We start from the raw sequence: 25,183 nt of genomic DNA on the forward strand, positions 1-25,183 counted from the left end.
GGCCTTCACTTGCGCTGATCACTGAGGTATTCATCACAACGGAAAGCCTAGGGGGATCGGTCACTTTCACTAAGGACCGAATCTGCACCGTAGGGGACCATCTGCGCAGTGGCAGTCCCCCGCGGTGAAATAGCCCGGCTGGCGCGAGCCCTGCATGGAGCGCCCCGACGGACGGCGATGCCTGCTGAAGTGCTCGGAGAGGTCACTAGGTCGGCCACAGAACTCATCCCTGGTGTTGCGCACGCCGGGATCACCCTCGCCCGCGGCAACCACGCACAGGTCGCCGCGTCGAACTCGAATCCACCGCCGCCACCGGCCCCTTCCCGAAACCGTCGACCGACTGCAACACGAACACGGCGAGAGACCATGCTTCAACGCGATCTGGGACAACACCACAGTCCTGGTCGAGGACATGACCCGCGACGAACGATGGCCGACGTTTCTCACCGCGGTGCGTCACCACACGCCTGTCCGGTCGAGTCTGGCCATCGAGCTCTACGCCACCGACCAAGAGCTGGGAGCGCTCAACCTCTACGCAGAGACAACAGGAGCGTTCACCCGCGACTCGGTCGCACTCGCCCTCAACCTTGCCAGCCACGCCGCGATCGCCCTGTCCAGTGCCCGCCGCGAGGAACAGTTCGACAGCGCCGCCTATGGAGCTCTCGGAGCATTTCATGTATCGCGTCACCGACGACGGGCGATATGACGCCACTGAGACGGGTATGACCTCGTACTCGCGACGTCTCAGCGAGTGCGTCGACATGGTCGATGCAGTTCTCGGCGTATCAGACCGCGCTGAGCGACCGTAATACCCCGGCACCCCTGCACCTGATTTGCTTCTTCGTTCTGAACTCCTGCCCTGGCGAAACAAGTAGAACGCCCGACTCCTTCTGGTAAAGAGTCGGGCGTCCTGCTGATCGAACCTACCTCGAGTGCTCTATTCGGCGGCGGTCAGTTCGCGTGGCTGGCTATCGTGCTCGACCGAGATCTTGCGGGGTTTGGCCGCTTCAGCGAGCGGGATTGTCACACTAAGCACGCCGTTGTCATAGCTGGCACTGATCTTGCCCGCATCGACGCCATCACCGAGTGCGATCTGCCGACGCAGCGACCCGGAGAATCGCTCGGTGGTCATCCATTGCACCGATTCAGCCGACCGGACCGACCGCTGGGCAGACACCGTCAACACGCCGCGATCCACATCGAGATCAATCGAGCCCGGATCAACCCCCGGCAGATCAGCGGTCAGTAGGTAATGATCGTCGACCTTGCACAGATCCATCGGCATGAACGCCGGACCACGACGGCGCTCCCCTTCCAGGTAGCTCGAGGTCAACGCATCCAACTGCGAGAATGGATCGAAACGAAGCACAGCAGACACCTCCAGAAACCAGTGCCCTGGCTGTCACCAACCAAGGCGTTAACTTGATCGTTGCACACTCAACTCTAGCACTCGGACCATGAGAGTGCCAAGCAACTTGTCGTCAACAACCGGACCGCACACGGTGTCGTCTCGACTCACTGCCGATCACGGCTCTTCCTGTCGCGCTATTGGCCCGGCGGTGACTCGAAGTCGTACGGAGACGTCATGCGCGACGCGGCGGAGCGCATGACGCGACTCCTGCAGAACGTCAAGTGAGACCGGGTGTGTGGGGCCTTCTGCTGCCCGCGGCCGGTGCCGGCGGTACGGCTACGCCGTCCCGGGCGGGTCGGGCACAGCCTCCGGCCGGGACCGCATCGAACTGAATGGAACCGGCTCCGCCGGTACTGATGAACGACCATCAATACCTGGTCGTTTGTGTTGACCCCTCCATTATTTTCACCTCGTCGGTCGCCCGCAAGGGCGTGACTCGTCGCTGCGCTCCTCGGCCTACGGCTCGGAAACAATGTCCACGCGGTCGCTGCGCTCCCTTATATCGCGGACATTCTTCCCGCTCATCCCTTGCGGCCTCTCTCCTCAGCGAAAAGAACTCCGGTATCAACACAAACCGCACCTGACAACATTCGGAGGCCACGCCATGACCCAGCTCGCGAACACCGCAACGGACAACTACCCGCTATGCGACGGATGCGCCGCCGCGATCGTCAACGCCGACATGGGCGGCTTTGCGTTCGACCCCCAGATTTCCCGGCTCGTCGAGACGTTCGTCGACGCCGCCGGGATGCTCGTGCACACCGGCACGAACCCCGTTCCCGACACCGTCGAGTGGGACTGCGCGGCCTGCCGCGAACCCCAGATCGGTGACGCCGATTGGGTCACCACCCTCTAACCCGAAAGGACACCACCGTGACCGCAGCAATCATGTACCCCACCGAGGTCATCGACCGACTCATCGCCCAGTACCCCGAGCTGGTTGAGCAGGCCGGGGGCGACCCGCAGTTCGCGCTCTGGCTCGTCGATGTCGATCGTCGCCTGGCCCGTCGTATCGGCCTGGGCCACCGCGATATGCCCGACCTCGCGTGGCGAGACGCCTGGGAATCGGGCACCACCGCCCACGATGCCGCCCTCGACGCCATCGATGAATGGCGCGCCGACGGCGATCTGTTCTAACCCGCTCCCCCTCTAGAGAAACGGTCGTCCGGTCCGCAGGACCCGGACCGGACGACCACCCACCACGGTAAACGATCCGAAAGGCACACCATGACCAGCATCATCGAAACCCGCACCGTCGACCCGACCACTGTTGTCATCGCCGACAACATCCGCGAACCCCCCAGCCTCGACACCGATTTCGTCGACTCGGTCCGCGACGGCGTCCTGGTACCGGTCCTGGCCTACCTCGACACCGACGGCACGGTGACCGTCATCGACGGCCAGCGCCGGACCCTGGCAGCACGCGAGGCGAACCTGGCCACGATCCCGGTCTACATCATGGGCCGCGACGACGCCCTCACCGCCGACGAAGCCGACATCGAGCGCATCAGCACCCAGTTCATCACCAACGAACACCGCACCGAACTACGCCGCAGCGAACGCGCACGCGCGATCGAACAACTGTCCCTAGCCGGACTGTCCGCGACGAAGATCCGCAGCAAGAAAGCGGACATCGACCACACCCTGACCGCAGTGACAAGCCGGAACGCTCTCGACCAGCTCGACACCCACCCCGACCTGACCTTGGACCAGGCCGCGATCCTCGCCAAGTGGGACCACGACAGCGAAGCCGTCGACCGACTGCTGGACGCTCTCGAAGAAGACGGCGAAGGCGGATTCGCCCACACCGCCCAATGGTTAGAGGACACCACCGCTCAGCGCGAGGCCGTCGCCGAGGTCGCCGCGCCCCTCGACGACGGGATCGAATGGACGAGCACCGACCCGTGGGGCCGCGCGCCGAGTCTGACCCGCTATGTCACCGAGGCCGGAACCCCGGCAACCCTCGACGACGTACCCGCCGCCCACCGCCTGGCCTACATCGTGGTCGAGGAGCACAACGCCTGCTACGACACCGACGGAAACGAGGTCGGCGACACCCACGTCGATGCCACGATCGAGTGGCGCGTCCGCGACGCCACACAGATCGGCCTCATGTACGAACACGAGTGGAAGCGGCTGCACCCCGACCACAACCCGGGCGATGACATCGACCTCGACGCCGAAGCCGCCCGAGCAGCTGCACGCGCCGAAGCCGAAGCCCAGGACAAGCGCGCCACCATGCGCCGCGTCAAAGCCCTCAACAAGAAAGCCACCACAGCCCGAGAAGTACGCCTGGCCCACATCACGAGCTGGCTCACCCGCAAGACACTCCCCAAGGACCACAAGACCGCGATCGCCCAGTTCATCGCCGAAACCATGTGGAGCCGACACACCATGTTCGGCACATTCCGCCAAGATGGCGACGCCGAGAAGATCACCGCAGACATGCTCGGCATCGACAAGAAAGAGCAGGTCCCCGAAATTCTCGCCGCCGCGACCGCTGACCGGGCACAGCTCATCGGCCTCGCCGTCGTCCTCGGAGCATACGAATCGACCATCGCGAAAGACTCCTGGCGCGAGACCTACTCACGCCGAGGTAGGACCGCATACCTCGACTTTCTCGACGAAGTCACCGGGTACACCCTCACCGACATCGAGAAGGCCATGACCGGAACCCTCGACCCCGACACCATCGACCTCGACTAGGGCGTGTCTCCCAAATGCTGTAGCCAGTTGAGGATGGCGTTCAAAGTGACGCCGGCGCGGTAGGTGATCGCGAGTTTGTCGTAGCGGGTGGCCAGTCCCCGCCATTGCTTGGACCAGGCGAAGGAGCGCTCGACAACATTTCGGTCCTTGTAGCGTTCGGCGTCGAACGACGGTGGACGGCCACCATTGCGGCCGCGTTTCTTGCGAGAGTTGACCTGGGTGGACTTCTCCGGGATCACCACTGCGATCTGCTTGCCTCGCAGGATGGTCCGGTTGACGCCAGTCGCATAAGCCTTATCAGCCAGGACCGCGTCCGGGCGAGTCCGCGGCCGACCGGCACCGATCCGCGGAACGTAGATATCGGCGAGGACCTCGGCGAGCATCGCCCCGTCGTTACGTTGACCACCGGTCACGATGTTCACCAACGGTCGTCCCCGGCCGTCCACGGCGCGATGAATTTTCGTGGTCAACCCGCCCCGCGACCTACCGATCCCGTGACCTGCGGGTTCACCTCCGTCAAGGGCGAGGTTCTTGTGATTCGATGCTGCCCCCTGTGTCCTGATCCGGGCGCGGGGTGTTTGTCGCATGCTGATGCGCACGCGCGATCGTCGCATCCACTGACAGGTTCCAGTCGATCCGCCCAGCCGCATCAGCCTCGGCGAGCACGTGTGCCAACACACGGTCCCACGTACCGTCCTGGGCGTAGCGGCGATGCCGCTTCCACACCGTCTGCCACGGCCCGAACACCTCACGAGGCAAGTCCCGCCACGGAATACCCGTCCGGTACCGATAGGCAATGCCCTCGACCACTCGCCGATGATCACCAAACGGCCGCGCTGCTCTACCCACATTCGACGGCAACAGTGGTTCGATCCGCGCCCACTGCTCATCGGTGAAGACCTGATACCTCGAAGACGTCATCGCCACCGAAACAGCATGCCCGCCAAGCACCCCCACACTTAGGAGACACGCCCTAACCAACAGATGGCCGGGCGAGGCACACACCCTCACCCGGCCATCTTGCCGGCGAACTGTGTGTGTCGGCCCATCGAGGGCCGACACACTCTCGACCTCCGGTCGACAACGGAGCGACCCTCCGGGCCGCACCTCATCCTCAGCGCACGACGACCACCTCCGCTACCGCTCCGGCAACCGCCGCACACTACGCCGCGGGTACCCGCGACACGGACCGACCCACGGTCGCACAAACACCTCCATGTAGGTGAGGGCCGCTCTCCGCTAACGCTCCGAGCGCCCCTTACCTACCGGCCAGCAACCGCGCAACGACATTCCACATCGCCGCGAACGACGCCGTGACCAGTAACAACACTCCGAGTTGAGACCGTGCTACAATTTCAAATGCAGACCCCCCCACCACACGTGGATAAGGGGGTCTCGCTGTATCTAAGCGAAGTTCACAACAACCTCTGCGGTGCCCTCAACGGATCACGCTCGGACAGAAACCTCTCGTACCAGCGCCACGCGAACTCGTGCATAGGTGGTTTGGCTACCGCCATATACGCGCTGTAGGCCACCAAGTCAGCCATCTGCACCAGCTGGGAACCAGACGAATCCAGATGAATCGCGTCCTCAATGATCCGCCGCGAATCCAACTTCAACTGACGATGAACCCCGCGATACGAGGTATCACTACCATCGCCATCCATCACCACGAGTCCCAGAGAATGAGTGGCGCTCAACTCTCGCTCGATCCGCGATACCAAAGACGCGTAAAGGCGGCGCTTCGACTCGTGCAACTCCCGAGGTTCACCGACCATCCACACGCTCCCCGCCCTCAAACCTTCCGTGCACCGAAGGGTCTCCAGACAATGCTCTGCGACCTCCCTACCAAAGTCCTTCAAATACGGCGTGCCGTTATGGACATGGCGATCTGGAATTCTCTTAGAGATACGTCCGCGACCATTAACATATTCCGTTGCATGAAGCTCGGTAGACACTGGAATAGTGAATTCTCGCCACAACATCTTCCGCAAACTCAGCCACGAAGATAGAACAGACGTCCACCTATCTGGGCGAAACTCGACCCACCCATAGACGGCAAGACCGGAAGGTGGATGACCTGAGTCATCCATATAAATCAGCCTGTCAAGAGTAGTCATATATCGGCAGCTTACAGGTGAACCAGGACATACAGAATCAGAGCTACCGCGGCACCAAGCCCTACCGCACAAACGCTGCTCCCGCACAATCACCTTTACGTTGGAGTACGTCCGGGGCGGTCGCCTCGGACGTTCGTCCGCGGTTCGGGGCGTGGCTCGACAATCACCTGTTGTCGCTGGTGGCTTGGCGTGGAAGGTCACCCCGGACCGTGACGGGTCGTTTCGGCCGCTGATTGAGATGTGTTCGCGAACTTGTCGCTGTGTAAAGGTGTGCCGGCGAAACCACCCTGACGAGCCAACCGCACACGGAAGGACAGTATGGACGAAAAGATCTGGGTAGGAATTGATGTCGGTCGGCATGCGCATCACGCCGCCGCGGTCGATGAGGCGGGAACGGTGCTGTGGTCTCGGCGGCTTCCCAACGATCAACCGGCGATCGAAGCGCTCATGGACCGGGTCGCCGACATGAAATTCGTGGTGTGGGCGATCGACATGACCGCACCGGAATCGGCGCTGCTGAGGGGTGTGCTGGCTGCGCGGCGCCAGCAGATCCGCTACGTGCCCGGCCGGGTCGTGCACAGCATGACCGGTGCGTTCGCGGGTGAGGGCAAGACCGATGCCCGCGATGCGGTCGTGATCGCCCAGACAGCCCGCCTACGTGGCGATCTCGCCACCGTCTCGGCGCCCGACGACGTCGCGATCGAACTCGACCTGCTGACCGGACATCGCAACGACCTCGTCGCTGAACGTACGCGAGGCATCAACCGCCTGCGCGGCCTGCTGACCCGCATCTTCCCTGCACTAGAACGGTGTTTCGACTACTCGACACTGACCGGTCTAACGTTCCTCACCCGCTTCGCCACGCCATCTGCGATCGCTGCGGTCTCTGACGACGAGATCTACGACCACCTGCGCAGTCACGGCGTCCGCCGACCCACGATCCCGAAGATGATCGACAAAGCCCGTGCCGCGGCGGCCGCGCAGACCGTCACCCTGCCTGGCGAGGCGACCACAGCCCTACTGGTGCAACACGCGGCTACCTCGTTGGTCATGCTGACCCGTCAGATCGCCGACCTGGATAAGCAGATCACCGAGGTGTTCCGCCGCCACCGTCACGCACGGATTCTCGAATCCGTGCCAGGCATCGGCACCCGAAGCGGCGCTGAGCTCGTCGCGATCACCGGCGGCGACCTCACTTCGTTCGGCTCGCCCGCCAGACTCGCCGCCTACGCCGGTCTTGCTCCGGTACCGCACGACTCCGGTAACCGCCGGGGAGCCTTGCGTAGACCCCAGCGTTACCACAGAGGACTTCGCAAGGTGTTCTACATGGCCGCACTCAACAGCTCGCAACGCGACGGCCCGTCCCGCGAGTTCTACCAGCGCAAACGACGCGAGAAGCGTTCCCACGTCCACGCTCTCATCGCTCTCGCTAGACGTCTGGTTGACGTGGTCTGGGCACTGATCCGCGACGGTAGGGTGTGGTTGCCGCGGCCGACCGTCGAGCGGGTGTCAGTCGATGAGGTGGGCGCGATGGCTGGATGACTGGCGGGGCCGGTCAGATCTCGGCACGTGCGTGCGTACTAGCGGGACACTGGATGCGTGTCGGTTCGGGTACTCGGCCACCAGCTTGCTCTGCCGACAAGTGTGGCGATGGTCGGCACAACGATGGTGCGGACGATGAAGGTGTCGAGCAGCAGGCCGATGCCGATGATGAGTCCGACCTGGGTCATGATCGAGATGGATCCGGCCATGAGTCCGAACATGCTGGCAGCGAAGATGAGGCCGGCCGAGGTGATGACTGATCCGGTGTTGGTGACGGTTCTCAGGACGCCGATGCGGATGTTGTTTTGGGATTCTTCGCGTAGGCGAGAGATAAGAAGCATGTTGTAGTCGGCGCCGACCGCGACGAGGACTATGAAGGCCAGTAGTGGTACGGGCCAGGCGATATCGGTTTTGAGGATGTGTTGAAAGATCAGGACACCGATACCCAGTGCCGCGGTGTAGTTGAGTATGACGGTGCCCAGAAGGTATAGCGGCGCGATGAGTGCTCGGAGTAGGAGTATCAGGATCAGGCCGACGATGGTGAGGGTGGCCAACGCTAGGAGTCGGAAGTCTTCGGTGAGTAGACGTTGCAGATCGGCGTTGATGGCGGGGAACCCGGCTATCGCGATGTTGGAGTCCTGCAGGGTTGTGTTCGGTCTGGCGGCGAGTGCGACATCGGTGATTGTGTCGGCCAGTTGCATGGCCTCGGTGCTGTAGGGGTCGAAGCTGGTTTGTATTGCGTAGCGCACGGTATGGCCGTCGGGCGAGACGAACTGGCGAGCGACGTCGACGAAACGGCGGTCTGCGTTGGCCTGAGGTGGGAGGTAGAAGCCGGTTGCTGAGTTTGTTCCGGCGGTCTCGCGGGCGGAGGTTTGTAGTTGTGTGGCTAGCGCGGCCATCCCGGCGAGTTGTTGAAGGTTGCTGTCGATCAGCGCGGATACACCGGCGGCGAGTTGGCGTGATCCCGCCGCGAGTTGACTGATACCTGTTTGCAGTTGGGTGAGCTTGCCGGGAAGGTCTTGGCTGCTGATGCTTCCCAGCGTGGAGCCCAGTGAGTTGACGGTGGAAGTGAGTTGGTCGGTGACTGTTGAGATCGGTGTATCCAGCTGCGCGAGTTGTGTTGACAGCGTGGCGATCTGGTCGAGGGTCCCGTTGCTCAGTAGGGCGTCGAGATTGCGGGTCTGCGCGCGCAGAGCTGCGCACTGCGGGACTTGGGTGCACCAGGGCGCATTATCGAGGATGGGCAGGATCGAGGTCACTGTTGCCAGGGCTGCAGATGTTTGGCGGGTGAGCGCGGCCAGCTGTGGGGCATTCTGAGAAGCGCGATCGAGCGCTGGTGCAGATGCGGCGAGTTGGCGGAGTATCGGCTGGTACTGCTGAATTTGCTGCCCTGCTGTGCTTGCCTGATCGAGGATGCCGGCCAGGGGGGCCAAGTTGGTGCGTACCTGGGTGTCGAGCTGAGTAAGCCCGTCGGCGAGTTGGAATGCGCCGGTACGGAGCTGTTCGAGGTCACCTCGGCGGTTCTGGCCATCGTCGACCGCACCCGCCAGCCGGTCCCCGATCTGACCGTTCTGCCAGGACAGCTCGGCTTGCTCGAGCTTGTCCCCGGTGGGACGGGTAACACCGATGACTCGAGTCACTCCGGGGATCTGGGATACACGTGAGGCCATTTGCTCAAGATCGGCCAGCCCGCTGGCAGTACGGAGATCGATCGGTGCATCTACAACGAGGAACTCAGTGATAGTGACGTCTTGAGGGAAATGACGGTCGAGCAACGCGTAGCCTTCGTTGCTGTCGGTTGTCGCGGGCTGCCCCTCACGATCGTCGAAGGTGATCTGGATGCCCATCGCGAAGACGCTAAGCACGATTAGCCCGACCAGGGTTAGTGCCAGCAGAGGCACAGGACGCCGCACGACGAGCACGGCGACGCGATTCCAGTACTTTCGGGTCAGATCTCGTCTGGGTGCGCCCCAGCCGAATCGCGCCGCCCACAGCAACACCGGTGGTAGCAGGGTGACCGTGGCGAGGAATCCGATGAGGATGGCGATCGCGCATGCCGGACCCAAGGTGGAGAACACGCTCAGCTGACCAAACACCATCGCCAAAAAGGCCAGCGCCACCGTGGCAGCTGAAGCCAGGATGACCCGTCCGATAGTTGCTGTCGCGTCCACGAGCGCAACCTCAGTGGTAGCGTCCTGGCGTAGCCGTTCGTGATAGCGACTGATGAAAAAGACTGAGTAGTCGACCCCGGCTCCGAGCAGGATGACGGTCATGAACGCGACGGTGAACTGCGATACCGGCATACCGAGTTCGCCGAGTGCGGACAAGACCCCGCGGCCCACGCCGAGGCTGACACCGATCACCAACAACGGCACCAGCGCGGTGAACAGCGATCGGTAAACGATCAACAGAATGATCGCGATAAGCGCCACCGTCGCCACAGTGATCACGACTAAATCGCTTTCAGCACTGACGATCTGGTCACTGAAAGTGGCCGTCGGCCCGGTGACATGGACAGTGGTGTCCGTACCGTCAAACACGCGCTGCGCGGTTTGGCGCACGGTCTCCACAGCATGCGTGGCCGTTGGCCCTCCCAAAGTTCCGGTGACCCCGACAGGCAAGTACCAGGCTTGCCCGTCCTCACTCAAGGCCTGGCCGGCCGTCGTCGGATCGGAGAGCAAATCCCGCACTGACTGCACATCGTCGAAATTTTCGCGCAACTGCAGAACGAGCATGTCGTAGCGTTCCCGCGCCACGTCGGTGAACCCGTTCGGGTTCTCCATGGTCACGAAAACAGTGGTCTTGGCGCCCTTCTCACCGAACGCACCACCCATCTGATCGAGTGCTTGAAACGATGGAACCCCAGCAGGGATCGGATCAACAGACTGCTGCCGCACCACCGTCTCCAGCTGGGGAAACAGTATCGCCAAGACGATACCCACAGCCACCCACGCCCCGATGACGAGGAATCTGTGCGCCAAGGTGAACCGTGCCAACCGCCCCAATGTCGTGCTGTACTCGCTGCGTTCCGCCAACCGGCGCGCCGCCAAGCGCCCACCACTTGGACGTTGGACCACCATACGCAGCACCTCACCCTCGACCCAGCCCGTCTACGAAACCGACGGTATCGTTACGGTACTAGCAGTACCGTAGATGGGGAAGGAGGTCAGGAGGTTTGGTGTCGCCGGTGGGCCATGAGGAAATCGTCGACAAGCTGTTCGAGATCGCCAACGGTCATCGACCGAATGCCCGTGAGCTTGGCAAAGACAAGGGGGCCCGCCAGTTGAGTGACTGCCATGGTCAAATCGAGGTCGCCGAGCTCCGCCGTGGCCACGTCACTCGTCAAAACTCGATCGAATGGTTCTCGATACTGCTCGACGACTCGACGACGCAGTGGCGCGAGCGCGTTCTGATCCCCGTCGGATTGCCCGGATTGCCGGGGCTGCTCGGGAAGCATTGCCAACCATGCCAGCGTCGTCAACTGCAGCGGTGCCTGCTCAATAAGCTCAGCCTGCCGCTGCATCAGCTTCAGCAGGTCATCACGGATCGACGTCGTCGTCTCGGGGGTCTCGGCCTGAGGCAACAATCGCTCGAAGGCAGCCGCCACCAGATCTGTGGAGCTCTCGAAGTGACGATACAAGGTGGTGCGAGCAACACGAGACAGTCGAGTGACCGCCTCCACGGTAACGGCTTCGACCCCGCCACTGTTCAGCAAGGTCACCGCAGCATCCAACAAACGCTGACGCGACCGAACCCGCCTCGGGTCAACATCGTCGGAATCGATGGTTTCCACCTGGCCACTCCCTATATAGCCAAAATCACGAACCCCTGACTGCACAACAATACCGTCGGTAACAGAGCGAAACTGCCAGTGGCGGTACCGATTGAAGGCTCAGAAAGGTCACTTATGAGGGGCGACAAACCACTACCAGCACACGCACCATGGTGCATGGGATGCGGCGAAGACAACCCCAATGGCCTGCACCTCGAGGTACACCTGCACGGCGACCACGTCTACGCCGACCTGCAATTCGACGAGCGCCACTCAGGAGCCCCGGGACTCGCCCACGGCGGAGCCATCTCAGCGGCATGCGATGACATCATGGGTTTCACCCTGTGGATCGCCGAGACACCCGCAGTCACCCGAACCCTCACCGTGGAGTATCGACGCCCGGTCCCACTGCACACCCCCGTGCACATCACCGCCTCCCTCGTCGACGAAACCGACCGCGCGCTCTTCATCGAAGCCAACGGTACTGTCGGCGACACAACCTATTTCGCCGCAGAAGCGGTCTTCGTAAAGGTCGACTTGAGTCATTTTCTTCGTCACGGAGACTGGGGCGCCACAGCAGACCTCATCACCAGATTCTTTCAGGCCGACTAGCGACCGCCAGGCACGCCACCAAGCAGAAGAGTCGCCCCGCATCCACCAGCTGGCCCATCCTTGCGCACCCGCATTGAGATCCCAACCGAGTGGTCAACAAGGGGCACTGCGCGCGAGCCTTGCGCCAAGACCAGCCCTGCCGAACCCAGCGCTACGATTAACCGATGCCTGCGACCTCCGGCCGCCAACCGGCATCGTCGCTCACGCGCGCCATCCGGCACGCGCAGCGTCCGAACCGGCACAGCCGGTACTCCCACCACTACAAGCCGATACGACCGGCGATCCTGTCCGCTCGTGTGAACGTCGTGTCCACCGACCCGGTCAACGCACGCGACCACAACCGCGTCGCCGCCGCAACGGCCGCGCCTCCCCGTGCCCTCGCATACGCTCAGGCGCCGAACCGGCTACCGCCGGTACTCACCCTCACACGAATAGGCGGGACTACACCGCCCATTCCCTGATCGCCGAATTGGCACAAGCGGCTGCCGGTTACTGTCAAACCGCTCCGATAAACAATCACCACGCGGTCGCTTCGCTCCCTTATTTCGCGGCAATTCTTTCTCTCCACTCATTTGACAGTAACCGCCACCCGTGACGGCGGCATATATCAGGAAAAGGGTACGCATAACGGGCATATAATATCGGTTCACCTATTGCCTGTACCCCCTTATTCGAATACAATAGAAGACACACTACGAATCGCTTGACTCTCACTGGCAGGATACGAAGCAATGAGCGCACAGACTCCCACCATCACCGTTTACACCAAGCCTGCATGCGTCCAGTGCAACGCCACCTATAAAGCACTCGACAAAGCCGAAATTGACTACACAGTGATCGATATCACCGCCGACGAGAATGCCCGCGACTACGTCATGAGCTTGGGATACCTGCAAGCCCCTGTTGTCGTCGTCGACGAGGACACCCACTGGTCCGGCTTCCGCCCCGAACGCATCCGGCAGCTCGCCGTGGCAGCGTCGCCCTGCGTCGCCTCATAGAGAAAGGTTCTGCCATGTTCGGCACCGAGCAGACACCGATGGTCGAATCGGCCAGCACCACAGGCGATGACACCCCGACAGGTATCGACGATGCCTCGGTCGACCTTCCCGACACCGTCCCCGCCGACACCATCGACGACCACGACACCACCGACGACATCGACGCGCAGATCCGCGGCGAGCTCGAGTTCCTGACGTCCCTGGTCTGGGCACCGGACACCGCGGCAGCGATCGCCGCCCTCGTCGGTGATCACCAGCACCGCGCAGCCGGCACGGCAGCCGAGTCCCGCATCCCCCTGGCACACCTACACTCATTCTTCCTGTACGCACCGCACACCACCGTGTTCACCACCGTGATCGAACTCGTCGACGAAGGCAGCCCCGTCACCCCGGCCATCCTCGCCGCTCGCATCGGCATGACCGACCGACGCCTACGCCCGACTCTCCTAGCCATCGCCGCACCCACCGGCCACGGTCCACTACCCGGCGGCGCCGACGTCCCCTACCTCGCCCGCGCGATCGTCGACGCCTACTACCGCCGCGGCTACACCGCACTCCTATCAACGATGCAGCACGCCCTGGCCGAGGCAGACACCGACGACCTCGCCGGACACTGGCGCACCCTCACCAACCACCAACAAGACGCCGAACGCCGGCGCCTGGCCATCGCCGATGCCCTGGCCCGGCTGTAACGAGAGGACCACACGTCGATGCGCGCCACCCACCTCGAGCACGTCACCACCCACCGCAGCGGACTCCGAGTCCCCTACCTGCTCGCCGGGTGCGCCAGTGTCACCGACCGGTCGCCCTTGGTCGAGCTGTACGTCGACGAGGGCGGTCGCCTTTTGACCCGCCGCCATCCCACCGAACCGCGAGCGCTCATGGTGTGTATCCGCCACGACGACACCCCGGTGTGGATCAACGTCGACTATCTGGCCCACCGCAACTGCGATGACTGCATCGACCGATGGCATGCCCGAGGACTCGAATACCAGAAGGTTGCCGCCGCCGCGCCGGATGCGACGCTGTTCGCGCGAACAACCCTGTCCACCACCGACGGACACGGAGACAACGTGTATCTGCATGCCAGGGAACTACCCGACCTTCCCGGAACCTCGACTGAGACTATCCAGGGCACCCCTGCACATGACCCCCGGACACGGGAGGATTCGGTGTCCACACCAGCTGCCCAGTTGCAGGACGAAGATGATGCCGCGCGGCTGCGCGACGAGGGTCGTAGCTGGTCTCTCGTCGCGCAGACGCTCGGCGTCACCGAAGACACCGCACGCCTCCTCGCCGCCGCGAGCGACCGCCGAGTCGCCGACCTGCACCAACGCCAACACGCACTCTTCGACCTCTAGGCCACGCCCGTGATCAGGTGTGACGAGAAGGGATCGCTCTGATGAGCCTCACGTTTGAACAGCAGCACGCTGACCTGCTCGACCGCTTGAACCCGGCCGAGCGGCGCGCGGTATCCCAGTCTTTTGCGAACGGGATCCTTGAGGGCTGGACACCGACCCGCAGCGATGTTGAGCTCCTGGTGCGTCACACCCTCGGTGAGCTGACCGAGGACGAATATCGTGCGCAGGTTATTGCGGCTGCGGCCGCACGTCATCGATGACCCGTATACGCGATCTAGCAGGTAGAATATGAGTAACCCAGGAGGAAGGACACGTGATGGCATCACCGATCACGACCAGTCGTGAGGCAGACGAGCTCGCCACTGCGGCAGCGACCGCCGGCCACGTGATGGCCGGTATGCCTCCGACCGGTGCAGACCTCGCCGCGGCCCGCCGCGTCGCGCGCGGACAGAGCACAGCAGAACAAGAAGCAGATCGGATGTATGCGGAGATCGTTGCCCGACGCACCCGATGAATGACCCAGGCAAAGCCGCGGAGGTTCTACCCAACCTCCGCGGCTTTACTGATCCGGCAGAGCTCGCCGAGTACGAACGCCACGCGGCCTACATTCGCGTTGACCAACTTGAGCGCCACCCGAATCTGGTGACCGGTGATTTCGACTTCGCGCATCTACAGCGCATCCACCAATTCATTCTGCAAGACGTGTACGGGTGGGCAGGCTCGCCTCGCCAGTCCGGCCAAGACACCACCGCGTTCGGTATGGCGGCTCTTCGTATTTCAGAGTGCGTTGATGCGGTCGGCGAGCTGACCGGAGTGCAGCAGGGACCGAAATATGTAGTGGTCGAGGTTCCGGAAGCCTTGCGCGATCCCGCGCAGGTGTTCCAGGCGCCCGTTGACGGCTTCAACGGGCCCGTTGGAGACGCCGACGTCGAAATAGGCGAGGATCTCGGCGCGGCGTGACCACAAGGTGCGTCCGAGCTGGGCGAGTTCCTCTAATCCGTCGGGCAGACCCTTCTGGATGCGTTTGAGCAACTTGAACATCAACTTCTTGCCCTCCCTCCGTCGCGGATGTTCGTAGGCGGCGATCACCTGCAGATACACCTGATAGGTGACCTCGACGACGGCGTGCTCATCGTGGCTGGTCAACGCCTCGAACAAGGTGATCTTCTGCTTGTCAGTCAACAACGCGGGGCGGGTCCGCAGAATCCGCCGAATCTTGTACAGCGGATCACCGGTGCGGCCGCGATGCCCGCACGTGGCCTGCTGGACCCGGGTGCGGCACCGATCGAGCTTGTCCCCGGCCAACGCCACGACGTGGAACGGGTCCATCACGATCCGCGCCGCCGGCAACTCTTCGGCGGTCGCAGTCTTGTAGCCAGTGAACCCGTCCATCGCCACGACCTTCACCCGATCACGAAACACCTGGTCACGACCGTCGAGCCACGTTTTCAACACTTGTTTGGAGCGGCCGGCGATCATGTCGAGCAGCCGGGCCGGGCCGGTCCCGTCGACCACGGGTGTGAGGTCGATCAGGACGGTGACCCAACTCGACTCGCCGTGCCCACGGACGTGTTTCCACTTGTGCTCATCGACGCCCAGGTGCCGGACGCCGTCGAGGTGGGCGCCGGTGTAGACCAGGGCGCGTGCCGCGGACAGGGCGGCCAGGTTGACGACCTTCCACGCGATCCCGAGGTTGGCGGCGACTGCCGCGACGCTCATCTTGTCGACCACGATGCGTTGCACGATCCAACGGGCACACCTGCTGGTCATCACGGCTCGAGGCTCGACGATGCCGGTGATGTCGGCACGGAAGATCGACCTCGCACAGTCCACGGTCTCGCACACGAATCGGGGGACTGCGATACGCAGCAGGACCGGATGCCCGGCCGCGGGGATGTCGGTGACGACACGTTCGGTGTGATCACGCAGGCGGCCGGCGATTCCGCAGGCCGGACAGTGTTGATCAGGATCGAGAACCCGGCACCAGATGTGGGTGCGGTCGGCCGAGTCGACGGCGGCGTCGGTGATCGTGACGCCGAGCTCGACCGTCCGGCAGATCGTGTCAGCAACATCAGAAGTAGGCTGGTGCATGGGTCCTGTGCGTTCGAGAGGGTTTGTGTGAGAACTTCCATTCTCGCACCACAGGACCCGCCTACATGTTGTGGTCACTGCTCCCGCCGACGATCACCAGCTACGCACTCTCACATCCGAAGAGCCGGTATGGCTCTTCGTATTTCAGAGTGCGTTGATGCGGTCGGCGAGCTGACCGGAGTGCAGCAGGGACCGAAATATGTAGTGGTCGAGGTTCCGGAAGCCTTGCGCGATCCCGCGCAGGTGTTCCAGGCGCCCGTTGACGGCTTCAACGGGCCCGTTGGAGACGCCGACGTCGAAATAGGCGAGGATCTCGGCGCGGCGTGACCACAAGGTGCGTCCGAGCTGGGCGAGTTCCTCTAATCCGTCGGGCAGACCCTTCTGGATGCGTTTGAGCAACTTGAACATCAACTTCTTGCCCTCCCTCCGTCGCGGATGTTCGTAGGCGGCGATCACCTGCAGATACACCTGATAGGTGACCTCGACGACGGCGTGCTCATCGTGGCTGGTCAACGCCTCGAACAAGGTGATCTTCTGCTTGTCAGTCAACAACGCGGGGCGGGTCCGCAGAATCCGCCGAATCTTGTACAGCGGATCACCGGTGCGGCCGCGATGCCCGCACGTGGCCTGCTGGACCCGGGTGCGGCACCGATCGAGCTTGTCCCCGGCCAACGCCACGACGTGGAACGGGTCCATCACGATCCGCGCCGCCGGCAACTCTTCGGCGGTCGCAGTCTTGTAGCCAGTGAACCCGTCCATCGCCACGACCTTCACCCGATCACGAAACACCTGGTCACGACCGTCGAGCCACGTTTTCAACACTTGTTTGGAGCGGCCGGCGATCATGTCGAGCAGCCGGGCCGGGCCGGTCCCGTCGACCACGGGTGTGAGGTCGATCAGGACGGTGACCCAACTCGACTCGCCGTGCCCACGGACGTGTTTCCACTTGTGCTCATCGACGCCCAGGTGCCGGACGCCGTCGAGGTGGGCGCCGGTGTAGACCAGGGCGCGTGCCGCGGACAGGGCGGCCAGGTTGACGACCTTCCACGCGATCCCGAGGTTGGCGGCGACTGCCGCGACGCTCATCTTGTCGACCACGATGCGTTGCACGATCCAACGGGCACACCTGCTGGTCATCACGGCTCGAGGCTCGACGATGCCGGTGATGTCGGCACGGAAGATCGACCTCGCACAGTCCACGGTCTCGCACACGAATCGGGGGACTGCGATACGCAGCAGGACCGGATGCCCGGCCGCGGGGATGTCGGTGACGACACGTTCGGTGTGATCACGCAGGCGGCCGGCGATTCCGCAGGCCGGACAGTGTTGATCAGGATCGAGAACCCGGCACCAGATGTGGGTGCGGTCGGCCGAGTCGACGGCGGCGTCGGTGATCGTGACGCCGAGCTCGACCGTCCGGCAGATCGTGTCAGCAACATCAGAAGTAGGCTGGTGCATGGGTCCTGTGCGTTCGAGAGGGTTTGTGTGAGAACTTCCATTCTCGCACCACAGGACCCGCCTACATGTTGTGGTCACTGCTCCCGCCGACGATCACCAGCTACGCACTCTCACATCCGAAGAGCCGGTATGGCTCTTCGTATTTCAGAGTGCGTTGATGCGGTCGGCGAGCTGACCGGAGTGCAGCAGGGACCGAAATATGTAGTGGTCGAGGTTCCGGAAGCCTTGCGCGATCCCGCGCAGGTGTTCCAGGCGCCCGTTGACGGCTTCAACGGGCCCGTTGGAGACGCCGACGTCGAAATAGGCGAGGATCTCGGCGCGGCGTGACCACAAGGTGCGTCCGAGCTGGGCGAGTTCCTCTAATCCGTCGGGCAGACCCTTCTGGATGCGTTTGAGCAACTTGAACATCAACTTCTTGCCCTCCCTCCGTCGCGGATGTTCGTAGGCGGCGATCACCTGCAGATACACCTGATAGGTGACCTCGACGACGGCGTGCTCATCGTGGCTGGTCAACGCCTCGAACAAGGTGATCTTCTGCTTGTCAGTCAACAACGCGGGGCGGGTCCGCAGAATCCGCCGAATCTTGTACAGCGGATCACCGGTGCGGCCGCGATGCCCGCACGTGGCCTGCTGGACCCGGGTGCGGCACCGATCGAGCTTGTCCCCGGCCAACGCCACGACGTGGAACGGGTCCATCACGATCCGCGCCGCCGGCAACTCTTCGGCGGTCGCAGTCTTGTAGCCAGTGAACCCGTCCATCGCCACGACCTTCACCCGATCACGAAACACCTGGTCACGACCGTCGAGCCACGTTTTCAACACTTGTTTGGAGCGGCCGGCGATCATGTCGAGCAGCCGGGCCGGGCCGGTCCCGTCGACCACGGGTGTGAGGTCGATCAGGACGGTGACCCAACTCGACTCGCCGTGCCCACGGACGTGTTTCCACTTGTGCTCATCGACGCCCAGGTGCCGGACGCCGTCGAGGTGGGCGCCGGTGTAGACCAGGGCGCGTGCCGCGGACAGGGCGGCCAGGTTGACGACCTTCCACGCGATCCCGAGGTTGGCGGCGACTGCCGCGACGCTCATCTTGTCGACCACGATGCGTTGCACGATCCAACGGGCACACCTGCTGGTCATCACGGCTCGAGGCTCGACGATGCCGGTGATGTCGGCACGGAAGATCGACCTCGCACAGTCCACGGTCTCGCACACGAATCGGGGGACTGCGATACGCAGCAGGACCGGATGCCCGGCCGCGGGGATGTCGGTGACGACACGTTCGGTGTGATCACGCAGGCGGCCGGCGATTCCGCAGGCCGGACAGTGTTGATCAGGATCGAGAACCCGGCACCAGATGTGGGTGCGGTCGGCCGAGTCGACGGCGGCGTCGGTGATCGTGACGCCGAGCTCGACCGTCCGGCAGATCGTGTCAGCAACATCAGAAGTAGGCTGGTGCATGGGTCCTGTGCGTTCGAGAGGGTTTGTGTGAGAACTTCCATTCTCGCACCACAGGACCCGCCTACATGTTGTGGTCACTGCTCCCGCCGACGATCACCAGCTACGCACTCTCACATCCGAAGAGCCAGATAAGCTTGTCGAATGGATATTAGGCAAAGAGGTGACGCTACGGTACATTTATCTCTCGCACGGACACTTTGATCATTGGATATCCGCAGGATATATTGCAGGACACTTCCCGGGGGTGCAGATTATTTCAGCTCCCGAGGTGAAAGCCGATATTGAGAGTCAACGCGCGAACGGGGAGAGCTTCCGTGATCAGTGGGCGGTGCTGTTTCAAGAGCCGATTCCGCCAGCTGAAACCTTTGGTTTCGAGGTGCTGACTCCGGAACGAAACATTGTGCGGGTTGGGGACTACGAATTCAGTATACATAGCGTGGGGCACTCGGACGGCGACGATACGACAGTGTTGCACGTAGCACCATTGAATTTAGTTGTAGCAGGTGACGTTGTGTACAACAACGTTCACCAAATGTTTGCTGAGGCACCGGGGGGAGGGTTTGCAGCTTGGCGGAGCGCGATCGACCTTGTCGAGAGTCTCGAGCCTGAAATAATTATTGCTGGACACAGGGACTATAGTCGGTCGGACGAGGCTGGGAAGCTTCTTGCTGAGACCCGCGACTATTTAGGGGTCGCCGAGCGCGTCCTTGCGACGGAGAACACGAGAGAAGGAATCTTTAGAGCAATGACCGAAGCGTTCCCCGGGCGACTTAACCCGTTCGTCCCCTTGTTCTGTGCAGATATACTTCTTCAGAGTGCTTAGGCGGATGTGAACAACCTTCCGCAGAGCGTCACTGGAGAAGCGTACGAATCTAACGAGATTTCCGACAAACAGGTCTTGACGCTCCCGTGGTGTCCATACTTCGGCGCTGCCGCAGATCTACTCAGCCGTAGGTGGGCTCTAGCGATTCTGCGTGCACTCATGGCTAAGCCGTTGCGCTTCAATGAGATATCTTCGAACATTCCTAGAATTACCGACCGGATTCTCTCGCAGAGGTTGCGAGAACTGGAGGGGGCGGGTTTAGTCGCCAAACCCCATGCCCGCGGTGAATGTTATCGATTAACAAATCGCGCCGAAGAATTGTGGCCTGTATTTGTCGCGATCAATCGCTGGGCGATCTCTGTTGATGCTGCAGCGTGGCGCTAGTGTTGCGTGTCGTTAATTAGTTTATTGTTGTCGGGTTGAGAGAATTGGTTATGGCGAATACTCCAGCCCCGGCCCTGGAACTGCGTGATGGTGATGCGGACGAGCTCGCAGCGTCGAAGGCCGAGCGGACCAAGCTTGAGACGGAGCGGGACATTCTCCGTCAGGCGGCGAAGTATTTCGCCGGGGAGACGAACTGGTGAACCGCTTCCAGTTCGTCGAGGACCACAAGGACGCCTACGGCGTGAAGCGGTTGTGTGAGGTCATCGAGATCGCGAGGTCCTCGTTCTACGCGTGGCTGGCCGCCGCGCCCGGGCGGGAGGCCAGAGCCGCAGCGGATCAGGCCCTGGCGGCGCGGATCCGCCGAGTGCAGGACCCTGAACAGGGCGGCGATCGCGCCTACGGAGCACCGCGTGTCACAGCCGACCTGAACGAGGGCGTTGCCGCGGCCGAACGGGTGAACCACAAGCGGGTCGCGCGGGTGATGGGTGAGCACCAGTTCGCGGGGATCCGGTTGCGTCGCCGTGTGAAGACGACGATCCCGGACCAGTCCGGGCACCGGTTCCCCGACCTCATCGAACGCGACTTCTCCGTCGGCGAGCCCGGCCGCCGCTACGTGGGCGACATCACCTACCTGCCGATCGCGGACGGCTCGAACCTCTACCTCGCCACCTGCATCGACCTGGGCTCACGCAAGCTTACCGGCTGGCAGATCGCCGCCCACATGCGCACCGAACTCGTCGAGGACACTCTCCGCGCCGCGGTGCGTGAGCGGGGTTCCCTGGCCGGCGCCGTGTTCCACTCGGACCACGGCAGCGTCTACACCTCGAAGGCCTACGTCAACCTCTGCAAGCGGTTGAAGGTCATCCAGTCCATGGGTGCGGTCGGGTCGAGTGCCGACAACTCACTCGCGGAGAGCTTCAACGCCGCGCTCAAACGCGAACTCCTCGAGGGCCGTCCGGCGTTCGGCGACCAGGCCACTACATACCGATCGGTGTTCCGGTGGGCGAACCGCTACAACACCCGAAGGCGCCACTCCGCGATCGGCAACATCACCCCTGGCGTGTCCCCCGTGAACCGGTCCAGGTTGTTTTAGAGTCCTGATTGCCCTGATGAGGGCAGAGAAGGGACGATGAATAACATGGCAGGACGCAAGCGTCACTCGGCTGAGGACATCGTGCGCAAGCGCGCTGCACCGCCAGCCTCACGCACGACGAGGCCGCCCCGCCGCGACACTGACAGTCGCAGACGGGGCGGCCCCAGGATGTGAAGGTGAGCGGGTTACCGGCTCATCGCGCTTGCTGACATGCAGTACGAGAGCGCCTACTGGTCGACCCACACCGTCACCAGCTACCGTGAGAACCCGGTCCCCGCAAACGCTGGAACCTGAAGCGCCCTGGGTTTAGTTCCGAGTCTGATGAAGGAGAATCGGAAACATGCCTAAGAAGTTCAGTGCGGAGACCCGCGACCGCGCGGTACGGATGGTCTACGACCGTCAGGCCCTGGAAGGGGGCCCGCGAGCAGAGTCGATCCGCGCTGTGGCGCCGCAGCTGGGGGTCGGTGTGGAAACCCTGCGGATCTGGTGCAACCGTTACGGTCCGACCGACGCACACGCCGACCCGCAGGAGTCGCTCGAGCAGGAGAATCGCCGACTTCGCCGCGAACTGGCCGAATCACGCCGAGCGAACGAGATCTTGAAAGCGGCGTCGGCGTTTTTCGCCGCGGAACTCGACCGCCCCACGACGAAATGATCGCGTTCATCGACACGTACCGCGATCAGTTCGGGGTCGAGGCCATCTGCCGGGTACTCCAGACGGCAGATTGTGGGTTTCTCACCTCCCGTGGCTATCGAGCCGCGAAATCCCGTCCGGCCAGCACTCGAGCGGTGCGTGATCGAATGCTGATCGAGGACATGCAGCGGATTCACGCCGAGAACTACAGCGTGTACGGATACCGCAAGATGCATCACGCGATGCGCCGAGCCGGCTGGGACATCGGTCGAGATCAGACCGCCAGGCTAATGAAAACCGCTGGCCTGCACGGAGTTCGTCGGGGCCGCACGCCTATGACTACCACCCGAGCTGAGTCGCCCGATGGCCGCCCGGATCTGGTCAAGCGCGAGTTCGCCGCGGCCGGTCCGAACCGCTTGTGGGTCGCCGACATCACCTAATGGGAGTGTCGGGTCCGCACATCTGGGCGGGACGACATGGCGGCTGGTGGGTGGTCACTGAGATTTTACCGATTCCGGTGCATGGTTGAACCGAGCTGCTGGTGGGTGATTACTGACAGTTGAGTTCACGGATGCGTGCCGAGGTCTGAACGTAGACGGTGACCCCATCAGTCCGCCGCGGAGGTGCGTGTTCGGCTTGTGAGATGCCGCACCGAGAGTGCCGCCATTAGGTCGCCGCCCGCTCTCCGAGCTCATCGATTCGCCGGACCTACTGGCGGATGGCATCGGAAAGGATGTGCTCGATGATCACGTGCGGTATCGACTGGGCCGAGGACCATCACGACATAGCGTTGATGGACGACTCCGGCTTCATCATTGAACGTCGGCGAATCACTCATGACCCCAACGGTTTTGCCGAACTCCTGGCGATGGTCGCTGACCATGGCGGCACTGCGGACGACGTGCCGATCGCGATCGAGACCGATAAGAATCTTCTGGTTGTGGCGTTGGCTGGCGCGGGTTTCACCGTGTATCCGATCAATCCGCGGGCCGTCGCGCGGTACCGCGAACGCCACGGACAGGCGGGCAACAAGTCCGATTCGCGTGATGCCGCGGTGCTCGCCGACATCGTGCGCACTGACCGTCACCAGCATCGTCGGCTGCCAGCCAACAGCGAGCAGCAGCAGGCGATCAAGGCGCTGGCGCGTCAGCATCAGGAAGCGATCTGGGCGCAGAATCAGACGATCAGTCGGCTGCGTTCGGTGCTACTGGAGTTCTATCCTCAAGCGTTGCAAGCATTTCCGAAGCTCAAGCACCGAGCGGCGATGGAGGTTCTTTCAATAGCGCCCACCCCCACGGATGCGGCGAAGCTGACTCGCCCGCGGATCAGCAACGCGCTCAAAAGGGTTGGCCGACGCAACGACCCCGCCCTGGTAACCCAGATCCATAGCGATCTGCACGCCCCCGGGCTGCGGCAGCCGGATGCTGTGGAGGTGGCCTTAGGTCATACCGTAGCCAGTCTGGTCGCGATCATCGTGGCGATGCTCGATGCCGTCGCAGTGCTCGAGCGTGAACTCGTCACCGCATTCGCCGAGCATCCTCAAGCGGACATCATCGACTCGGTCCCCGGCCTCGGAGGTGTTCTCGGTGCGCGTATTCTCGCCGAAATCGGCGATGACCCAAAGCGCTTCAGCTCACCAACGGGACTGCGATCTTTCGCAGGAACAGCGCCGGTGACGATCGCGTCAGGCCGCTCGCACTACGTCAAGGCCCGCAAAGTCCGCAACAGGCGTCTGGCCGATGCCTGCCACTGGTGGGCGTTCGCAGCGCTGACATGGTCAGCGCCGGCCCGCGAGTACTACGACCATCGCCGTGCTGTCGGAGACCACCACAACGCCGCACTGCGAGCCTTGGCCAACAAGCTCCTCGGGCGCCTGTGGTGGTGCCTGCAGCACGATCAATCCTGGGACGACACTGCCGCGTGGCCGCGAGCTGCCACACCCGCCGCCGCGTAACCCCGAACACCAACCACCACCACTGCCTACTTGACATCTGACTGGCGTGGGATGTCTATGTTCGCATCCCGACGGGTTTCTGCTACACGGCGTTCATCACTGATGTATGCACCCGCAAGATCGTAGGCTGGGCCGTCGCGGCGACTCTGCACACGCAGTCTCTGCCGATGCAGGCCCTCGAGCAAGCACTGATCACCACGAAAGTGCACAAGACTGGCGGCGGTCTGATCCACCACAGCGACCACGGCAGTCAATACGTATCGCTGGCGTACTCCGATGCGCTCATCACCGCCGGCGTGCGCGCCTCGGTCGGGACCGTCGGCGACAGCTACGACAATGCTCTGGCAGAGACTGTCAACGGCCTCTACAAGGCCGAACTCATCCACCGTGAGCGGATCTGGCCAACGGTGACCGCGGTCGAGATTGCGACGCTGGGCTGGGTCAGCTGGTGGAACAACACGCGCCTGCACGAAGCGCTCAACTATCGGACACCCGCCGAGGTCGAAGCGTCGTACACTCACCCCACGACGACCGCGCCCGCGACCGTCTAACCACGGAACTAAACCCAGGGCGCTTCAACCAACTAACCGAGCCTCCAGCAAACCCGGGGCGATTCAACTCGGGGATTTCTCGGCTCGTGCAGACGGCCGACCTCGTTGCGTGGTCGGCCAACGCTCACGTCGACAAGCGCCGCCATAACGAGGTTGCGTGGGACTGGTACGCCAACTACCTCGCAGAACGAGACCCACATCGCGCACCCTTGGAA

Annotated in this window: 24 protein-coding genes, 3 pseudogenes and 1 other annotated feature; of the genes and pseudogenes, 19 read left to right on the forward strand and 8 right to left on the reverse strand. The window is 62.8% G+C overall.

Annotated elements, in window-relative coordinates; all coding sequences use genetic code 11:
* Positions 1-154 precede the first annotated feature (154 nt).
* Positions 155-706 (forward strand): GAF domain-containing protein, encoded by a 552-nt coding sequence (locus BKA16_RS23095; RefSeq protein WP_246372631.1) that lies wholly within the window; start codon positions 155-157, stop codon positions 704-706.
* 231 nt (positions 707-937) lie between these two features.
* Here BKA16_RS23095 and BKA16_RS23100 read toward each other — a convergent pair whose 3' ends face one another.
* Positions 938-1,369, reverse strand: a complete 432-nt coding sequence (locus BKA16_RS23100; RefSeq protein ID WP_183373347.1) for an Hsp20 family protein — start codon at positions 1,367-1,369, stop codon at positions 938-940.
* A 646-nt stretch (positions 1,370-2,015) separates the two neighbouring features.
* Between BKA16_RS23100 and BKA16_RS23105 the strand changes: the two genes are divergently transcribed.
* From BKA16_RS23105 to BKA16_RS23115, 3 genes are all read left to right on the forward strand, one after another.
* Positions 2,016-2,267 carry a hypothetical protein gene (locus BKA16_RS23105; protein ID WP_183373348.1) on the forward strand — a complete coding sequence of 84 codons (252 nt, stop codon included), beginning with the start codon at positions 2,016-2,018 and terminating at the stop codon, positions 2,265-2,267.
* A gap of 17 nt (positions 2,268-2,284) precedes the next feature.
* Complete coding sequence (locus BKA16_RS23110; protein ID WP_183373349.1) at positions 2,285-2,548, forward strand: hypothetical protein; 264 nt, start codon at positions 2,285-2,287, stop codon at positions 2,546-2,548.
* A gap of 90 nt (positions 2,549-2,638) precedes the next feature.
* Positions 2,639-4,117, forward strand: a complete 1,479-nt coding sequence (locus BKA16_RS23115) for a ParB/RepB/Spo0J family partition protein (RefSeq protein ID WP_183373350.1) — start codon at positions 2,639-2,641, stop codon at positions 4,115-4,117.
* On the opposite strand, the pseudogene BKA16_RS23120 reads toward BKA16_RS23115, so the two are convergent.
* Both BKA16_RS23120 and BKA16_RS24225 read right to left on the reverse strand, forming a co-directional pair.
* Positions 4,114-5,038 (reverse strand): annotated as a pseudogene (locus BKA16_RS23120) (IS5 family transposase). The gene BKA16_RS23115 and the pseudogene BKA16_RS23120 sit on opposite strands and share 4 nt — an antisense overlap.
* 494 nt (positions 5,039-5,532) lie before the next feature.
* Complete coding sequence (locus tag BKA16_RS24225; RefSeq protein ID WP_343067640.1) at positions 5,533-6,603, reverse strand: DUF3800 domain-containing protein; 1,071 nt, start codon at positions 6,601-6,603, stop codon at positions 5,533-5,535.
* Between BKA16_RS24225 and BKA16_RS23130 the strand changes: the two genes are divergently transcribed.
* Positions 6,556-7,779, forward strand: a complete 1,224-nt coding sequence (locus BKA16_RS23130; protein WP_006896189.1) for an IS110 family RNA-guided transposase — start codon at positions 6,556-6,558, stop codon at positions 7,777-7,779. The two genes, BKA16_RS24225 and BKA16_RS23130, sit on opposite strands and share 48 nt — an antisense overlap.
* A gap of 38 nt (positions 7,780-7,817) precedes the next feature.
* Here BKA16_RS23130 and BKA16_RS23135 read toward each other — a convergent pair whose 3' ends face one another.
* Both BKA16_RS23135 and BKA16_RS23140 read right to left on the reverse strand, forming a co-directional pair.
* Positions 7,818-10,859 carry an MMPL/RND family transporter gene (locus tag BKA16_RS23135; RefSeq protein WP_006896188.1) on the reverse strand — a complete coding sequence of 1,014 codons (3,042 nt, stop codon included), beginning with the start codon at positions 10,857-10,859 and terminating at the stop codon, positions 7,818-7,820.
* An 86-nt stretch (positions 10,860-10,945) separates the two neighbouring features.
* The gene (locus tag BKA16_RS23140) at positions 10,946-11,572 is read right to left on the reverse strand and encodes a TetR/AcrR family transcriptional regulator (protein WP_006896187.1); all 627 of its coding nucleotides are present in this window, start codon (positions 11,570-11,572) and stop codon (positions 10,946-10,948) included.
* 114 nt (positions 11,573-11,686) lie between these two features.
* Here BKA16_RS23140 and BKA16_RS23145 point away from each other — a divergent pair, with 114 nt between their 5' ends.
* From BKA16_RS23145 to BKA16_RS23175, 7 genes are all read left to right on the forward strand, one after another.
* Positions 11,687-12,163 (forward strand): PaaI family thioesterase, encoded by a 477-nt coding sequence (locus BKA16_RS23145; protein WP_006896186.1) that lies wholly within the window; start codon positions 11,687-11,689, stop codon positions 12,161-12,163.
* A gap of 164 nt (positions 12,164-12,327) precedes the next feature.
* Positions 12,328-12,624 (forward strand): hypothetical protein, encoded by a 297-nt coding sequence (locus BKA16_RS23150; protein ID WP_183373352.1) that lies wholly within the window; start codon positions 12,328-12,330, stop codon positions 12,622-12,624.
* Positions 12,625-12,894: 270 nt separating this feature from the next.
* The gene (gene nrdH / locus BKA16_RS23155; RefSeq protein ID WP_183373353.1) at positions 12,895-13,161 is read left to right on the forward strand and encodes a glutaredoxin-like protein NrdH; all 267 of its coding nucleotides are present in this window, start codon (positions 12,895-12,897) and stop codon (positions 13,159-13,161) included.
* 14 nt (positions 13,162-13,175) lie between these two features.
* Positions 13,176-13,853: a hypothetical protein gene (locus BKA16_RS23160; protein WP_183373354.1), complete on the forward strand. Its 678-nt coding sequence runs from the start codon at positions 13,176-13,178 to the stop codon at positions 13,851-13,853.
* Between the two features lie 117 nt (positions 13,854-13,970).
* Positions 13,971-14,522, forward strand: a complete 552-nt coding sequence (locus tag BKA16_RS23165) for a hypothetical protein (protein WP_183373355.1) — start codon at positions 13,971-13,973, stop codon at positions 14,520-14,522.
* Positions 14,523-14,563: 41 nt separating this feature from the next.
* The gene (locus BKA16_RS23170; RefSeq protein ID WP_183373356.1) at positions 14,564-14,782 is read left to right on the forward strand and encodes an antitoxin VbhA family protein; all 219 of its coding nucleotides are present in this window, start codon (positions 14,564-14,566) and stop codon (positions 14,780-14,782) included.
* A gap of 56 nt (positions 14,783-14,838) precedes the next feature.
* Positions 14,839-15,036 (forward strand): hypothetical protein, encoded by a 198-nt coding sequence (locus tag BKA16_RS23175; RefSeq protein WP_183373357.1) that lies wholly within the window; start codon positions 14,839-14,841, stop codon positions 15,034-15,036.
* Between the two features lie 263 nt (positions 15,037-15,299).
* On the opposite strand, the gene BKA16_RS23180 is transcribed toward BKA16_RS23175, so the two are convergent.
* The 3 genes from BKA16_RS23180 to BKA16_RS23190 form a co-directional block, all read right to left on the reverse strand.
* Positions 15,300-16,613 carry an ISL3 family transposase gene (locus BKA16_RS23180; protein ID WP_183373294.1) on the reverse strand — a complete coding sequence of 438 codons (1,314 nt, stop codon included), beginning with the start codon at positions 16,611-16,613 and terminating at the stop codon, positions 15,300-15,302.
* 144 nt (positions 16,614-16,757) lie between these two features.
* Positions 16,758-18,071, reverse strand: coding sequence for an ISL3 family transposase (locus BKA16_RS23185; protein WP_183373294.1), 1,314 nt, complete (start codon positions 18,069-18,071; stop codon positions 16,758-16,760).
* Between the two features lie 144 nt (positions 18,072-18,215).
* The gene (locus tag BKA16_RS23190) at positions 18,216-19,529 is read right to left on the reverse strand and encodes an ISL3 family transposase (RefSeq protein WP_183373294.1); all 1,314 of its coding nucleotides are present in this window, start codon (positions 19,527-19,529) and stop codon (positions 18,216-18,218) included.
* A gap of 70 nt (positions 19,530-19,599) precedes the next feature.
* On the opposite strand from BKA16_RS23190, the gene BKA16_RS23195 reads away from it, so the two are divergent.
* The 7 genes and pseudogenes from BKA16_RS23195 to BKA16_RS23230 form a co-directional block, all read left to right on the forward strand.
* Positions 19,600-20,352, forward strand: a complete 753-nt coding sequence (locus BKA16_RS23195) for an MBL fold metallo-hydrolase (protein ID WP_183373358.1) — start codon at positions 19,600-19,602, stop codon at positions 20,350-20,352.
* Between the two features lie 6 nt (positions 20,353-20,358).
* A complete protein-coding gene (locus BKA16_RS24380; RefSeq protein WP_183373359.1) occupies positions 20,359-20,736 on the forward strand; it encodes a winged helix-turn-helix transcriptional regulator in 378 nt (125 codons plus the stop codon).
* Between the two features lie 56 nt (positions 20,737-20,792).
* Positions 20,793-21,829, forward strand: a pseudogene (locus BKA16_RS23210) (IS3 family transposase); the annotation flags it as partial.
* A gap of 340 nt (positions 21,830-22,169) precedes the next feature.
* Complete coding sequence (locus BKA16_RS23215) at positions 22,170-22,484, forward strand: transposase (protein ID WP_183373282.1); 315 nt, start codon at positions 22,170-22,172, stop codon at positions 22,482-22,484.
* Positions 22,442-22,553: a sequence feature (AL1L pseudoknot), on the forward strand. It overlaps the preceding gene by 43 nt.
* The gene (locus tag BKA16_RS23220) at positions 22,481-22,903 is read left to right on the forward strand and encodes an IS3 family transposase (RefSeq protein WP_183373283.1); all 423 of its coding nucleotides are present in this window, start codon (positions 22,481-22,483) and stop codon (positions 22,901-22,903) included. Its footprint overlaps the feature before it by 73 nt. The genes BKA16_RS23215 and BKA16_RS23220 overlap by 4 nt, the downstream gene beginning before the upstream one ends.
* A 302-nt stretch (positions 22,904-23,205) precedes the next feature.
* The gene (locus BKA16_RS23225; protein ID WP_183370773.1) at positions 23,206-24,417 is read left to right on the forward strand and encodes an IS110 family RNA-guided transposase; all 1,212 of its coding nucleotides are present in this window, start codon (positions 23,206-23,208) and stop codon (positions 24,415-24,417) included.
* Between the two features lie 56 nt (positions 24,418-24,473).
* Positions 24,474-24,968 (forward strand): annotated as a pseudogene (locus BKA16_RS23230) (transposase); the annotation flags it as partial.
* Between the last annotated feature and the right edge of the window lie 215 nt (positions 24,969-25,183).

This window comes from Gordonia humi (assembly GCF_014197435.1).
Taxonomy (GTDB): domain Bacteria; phylum Actinomycetota; class Actinomycetes; order Mycobacteriales; family Mycobacteriaceae; genus Gordonia; species Gordonia humi.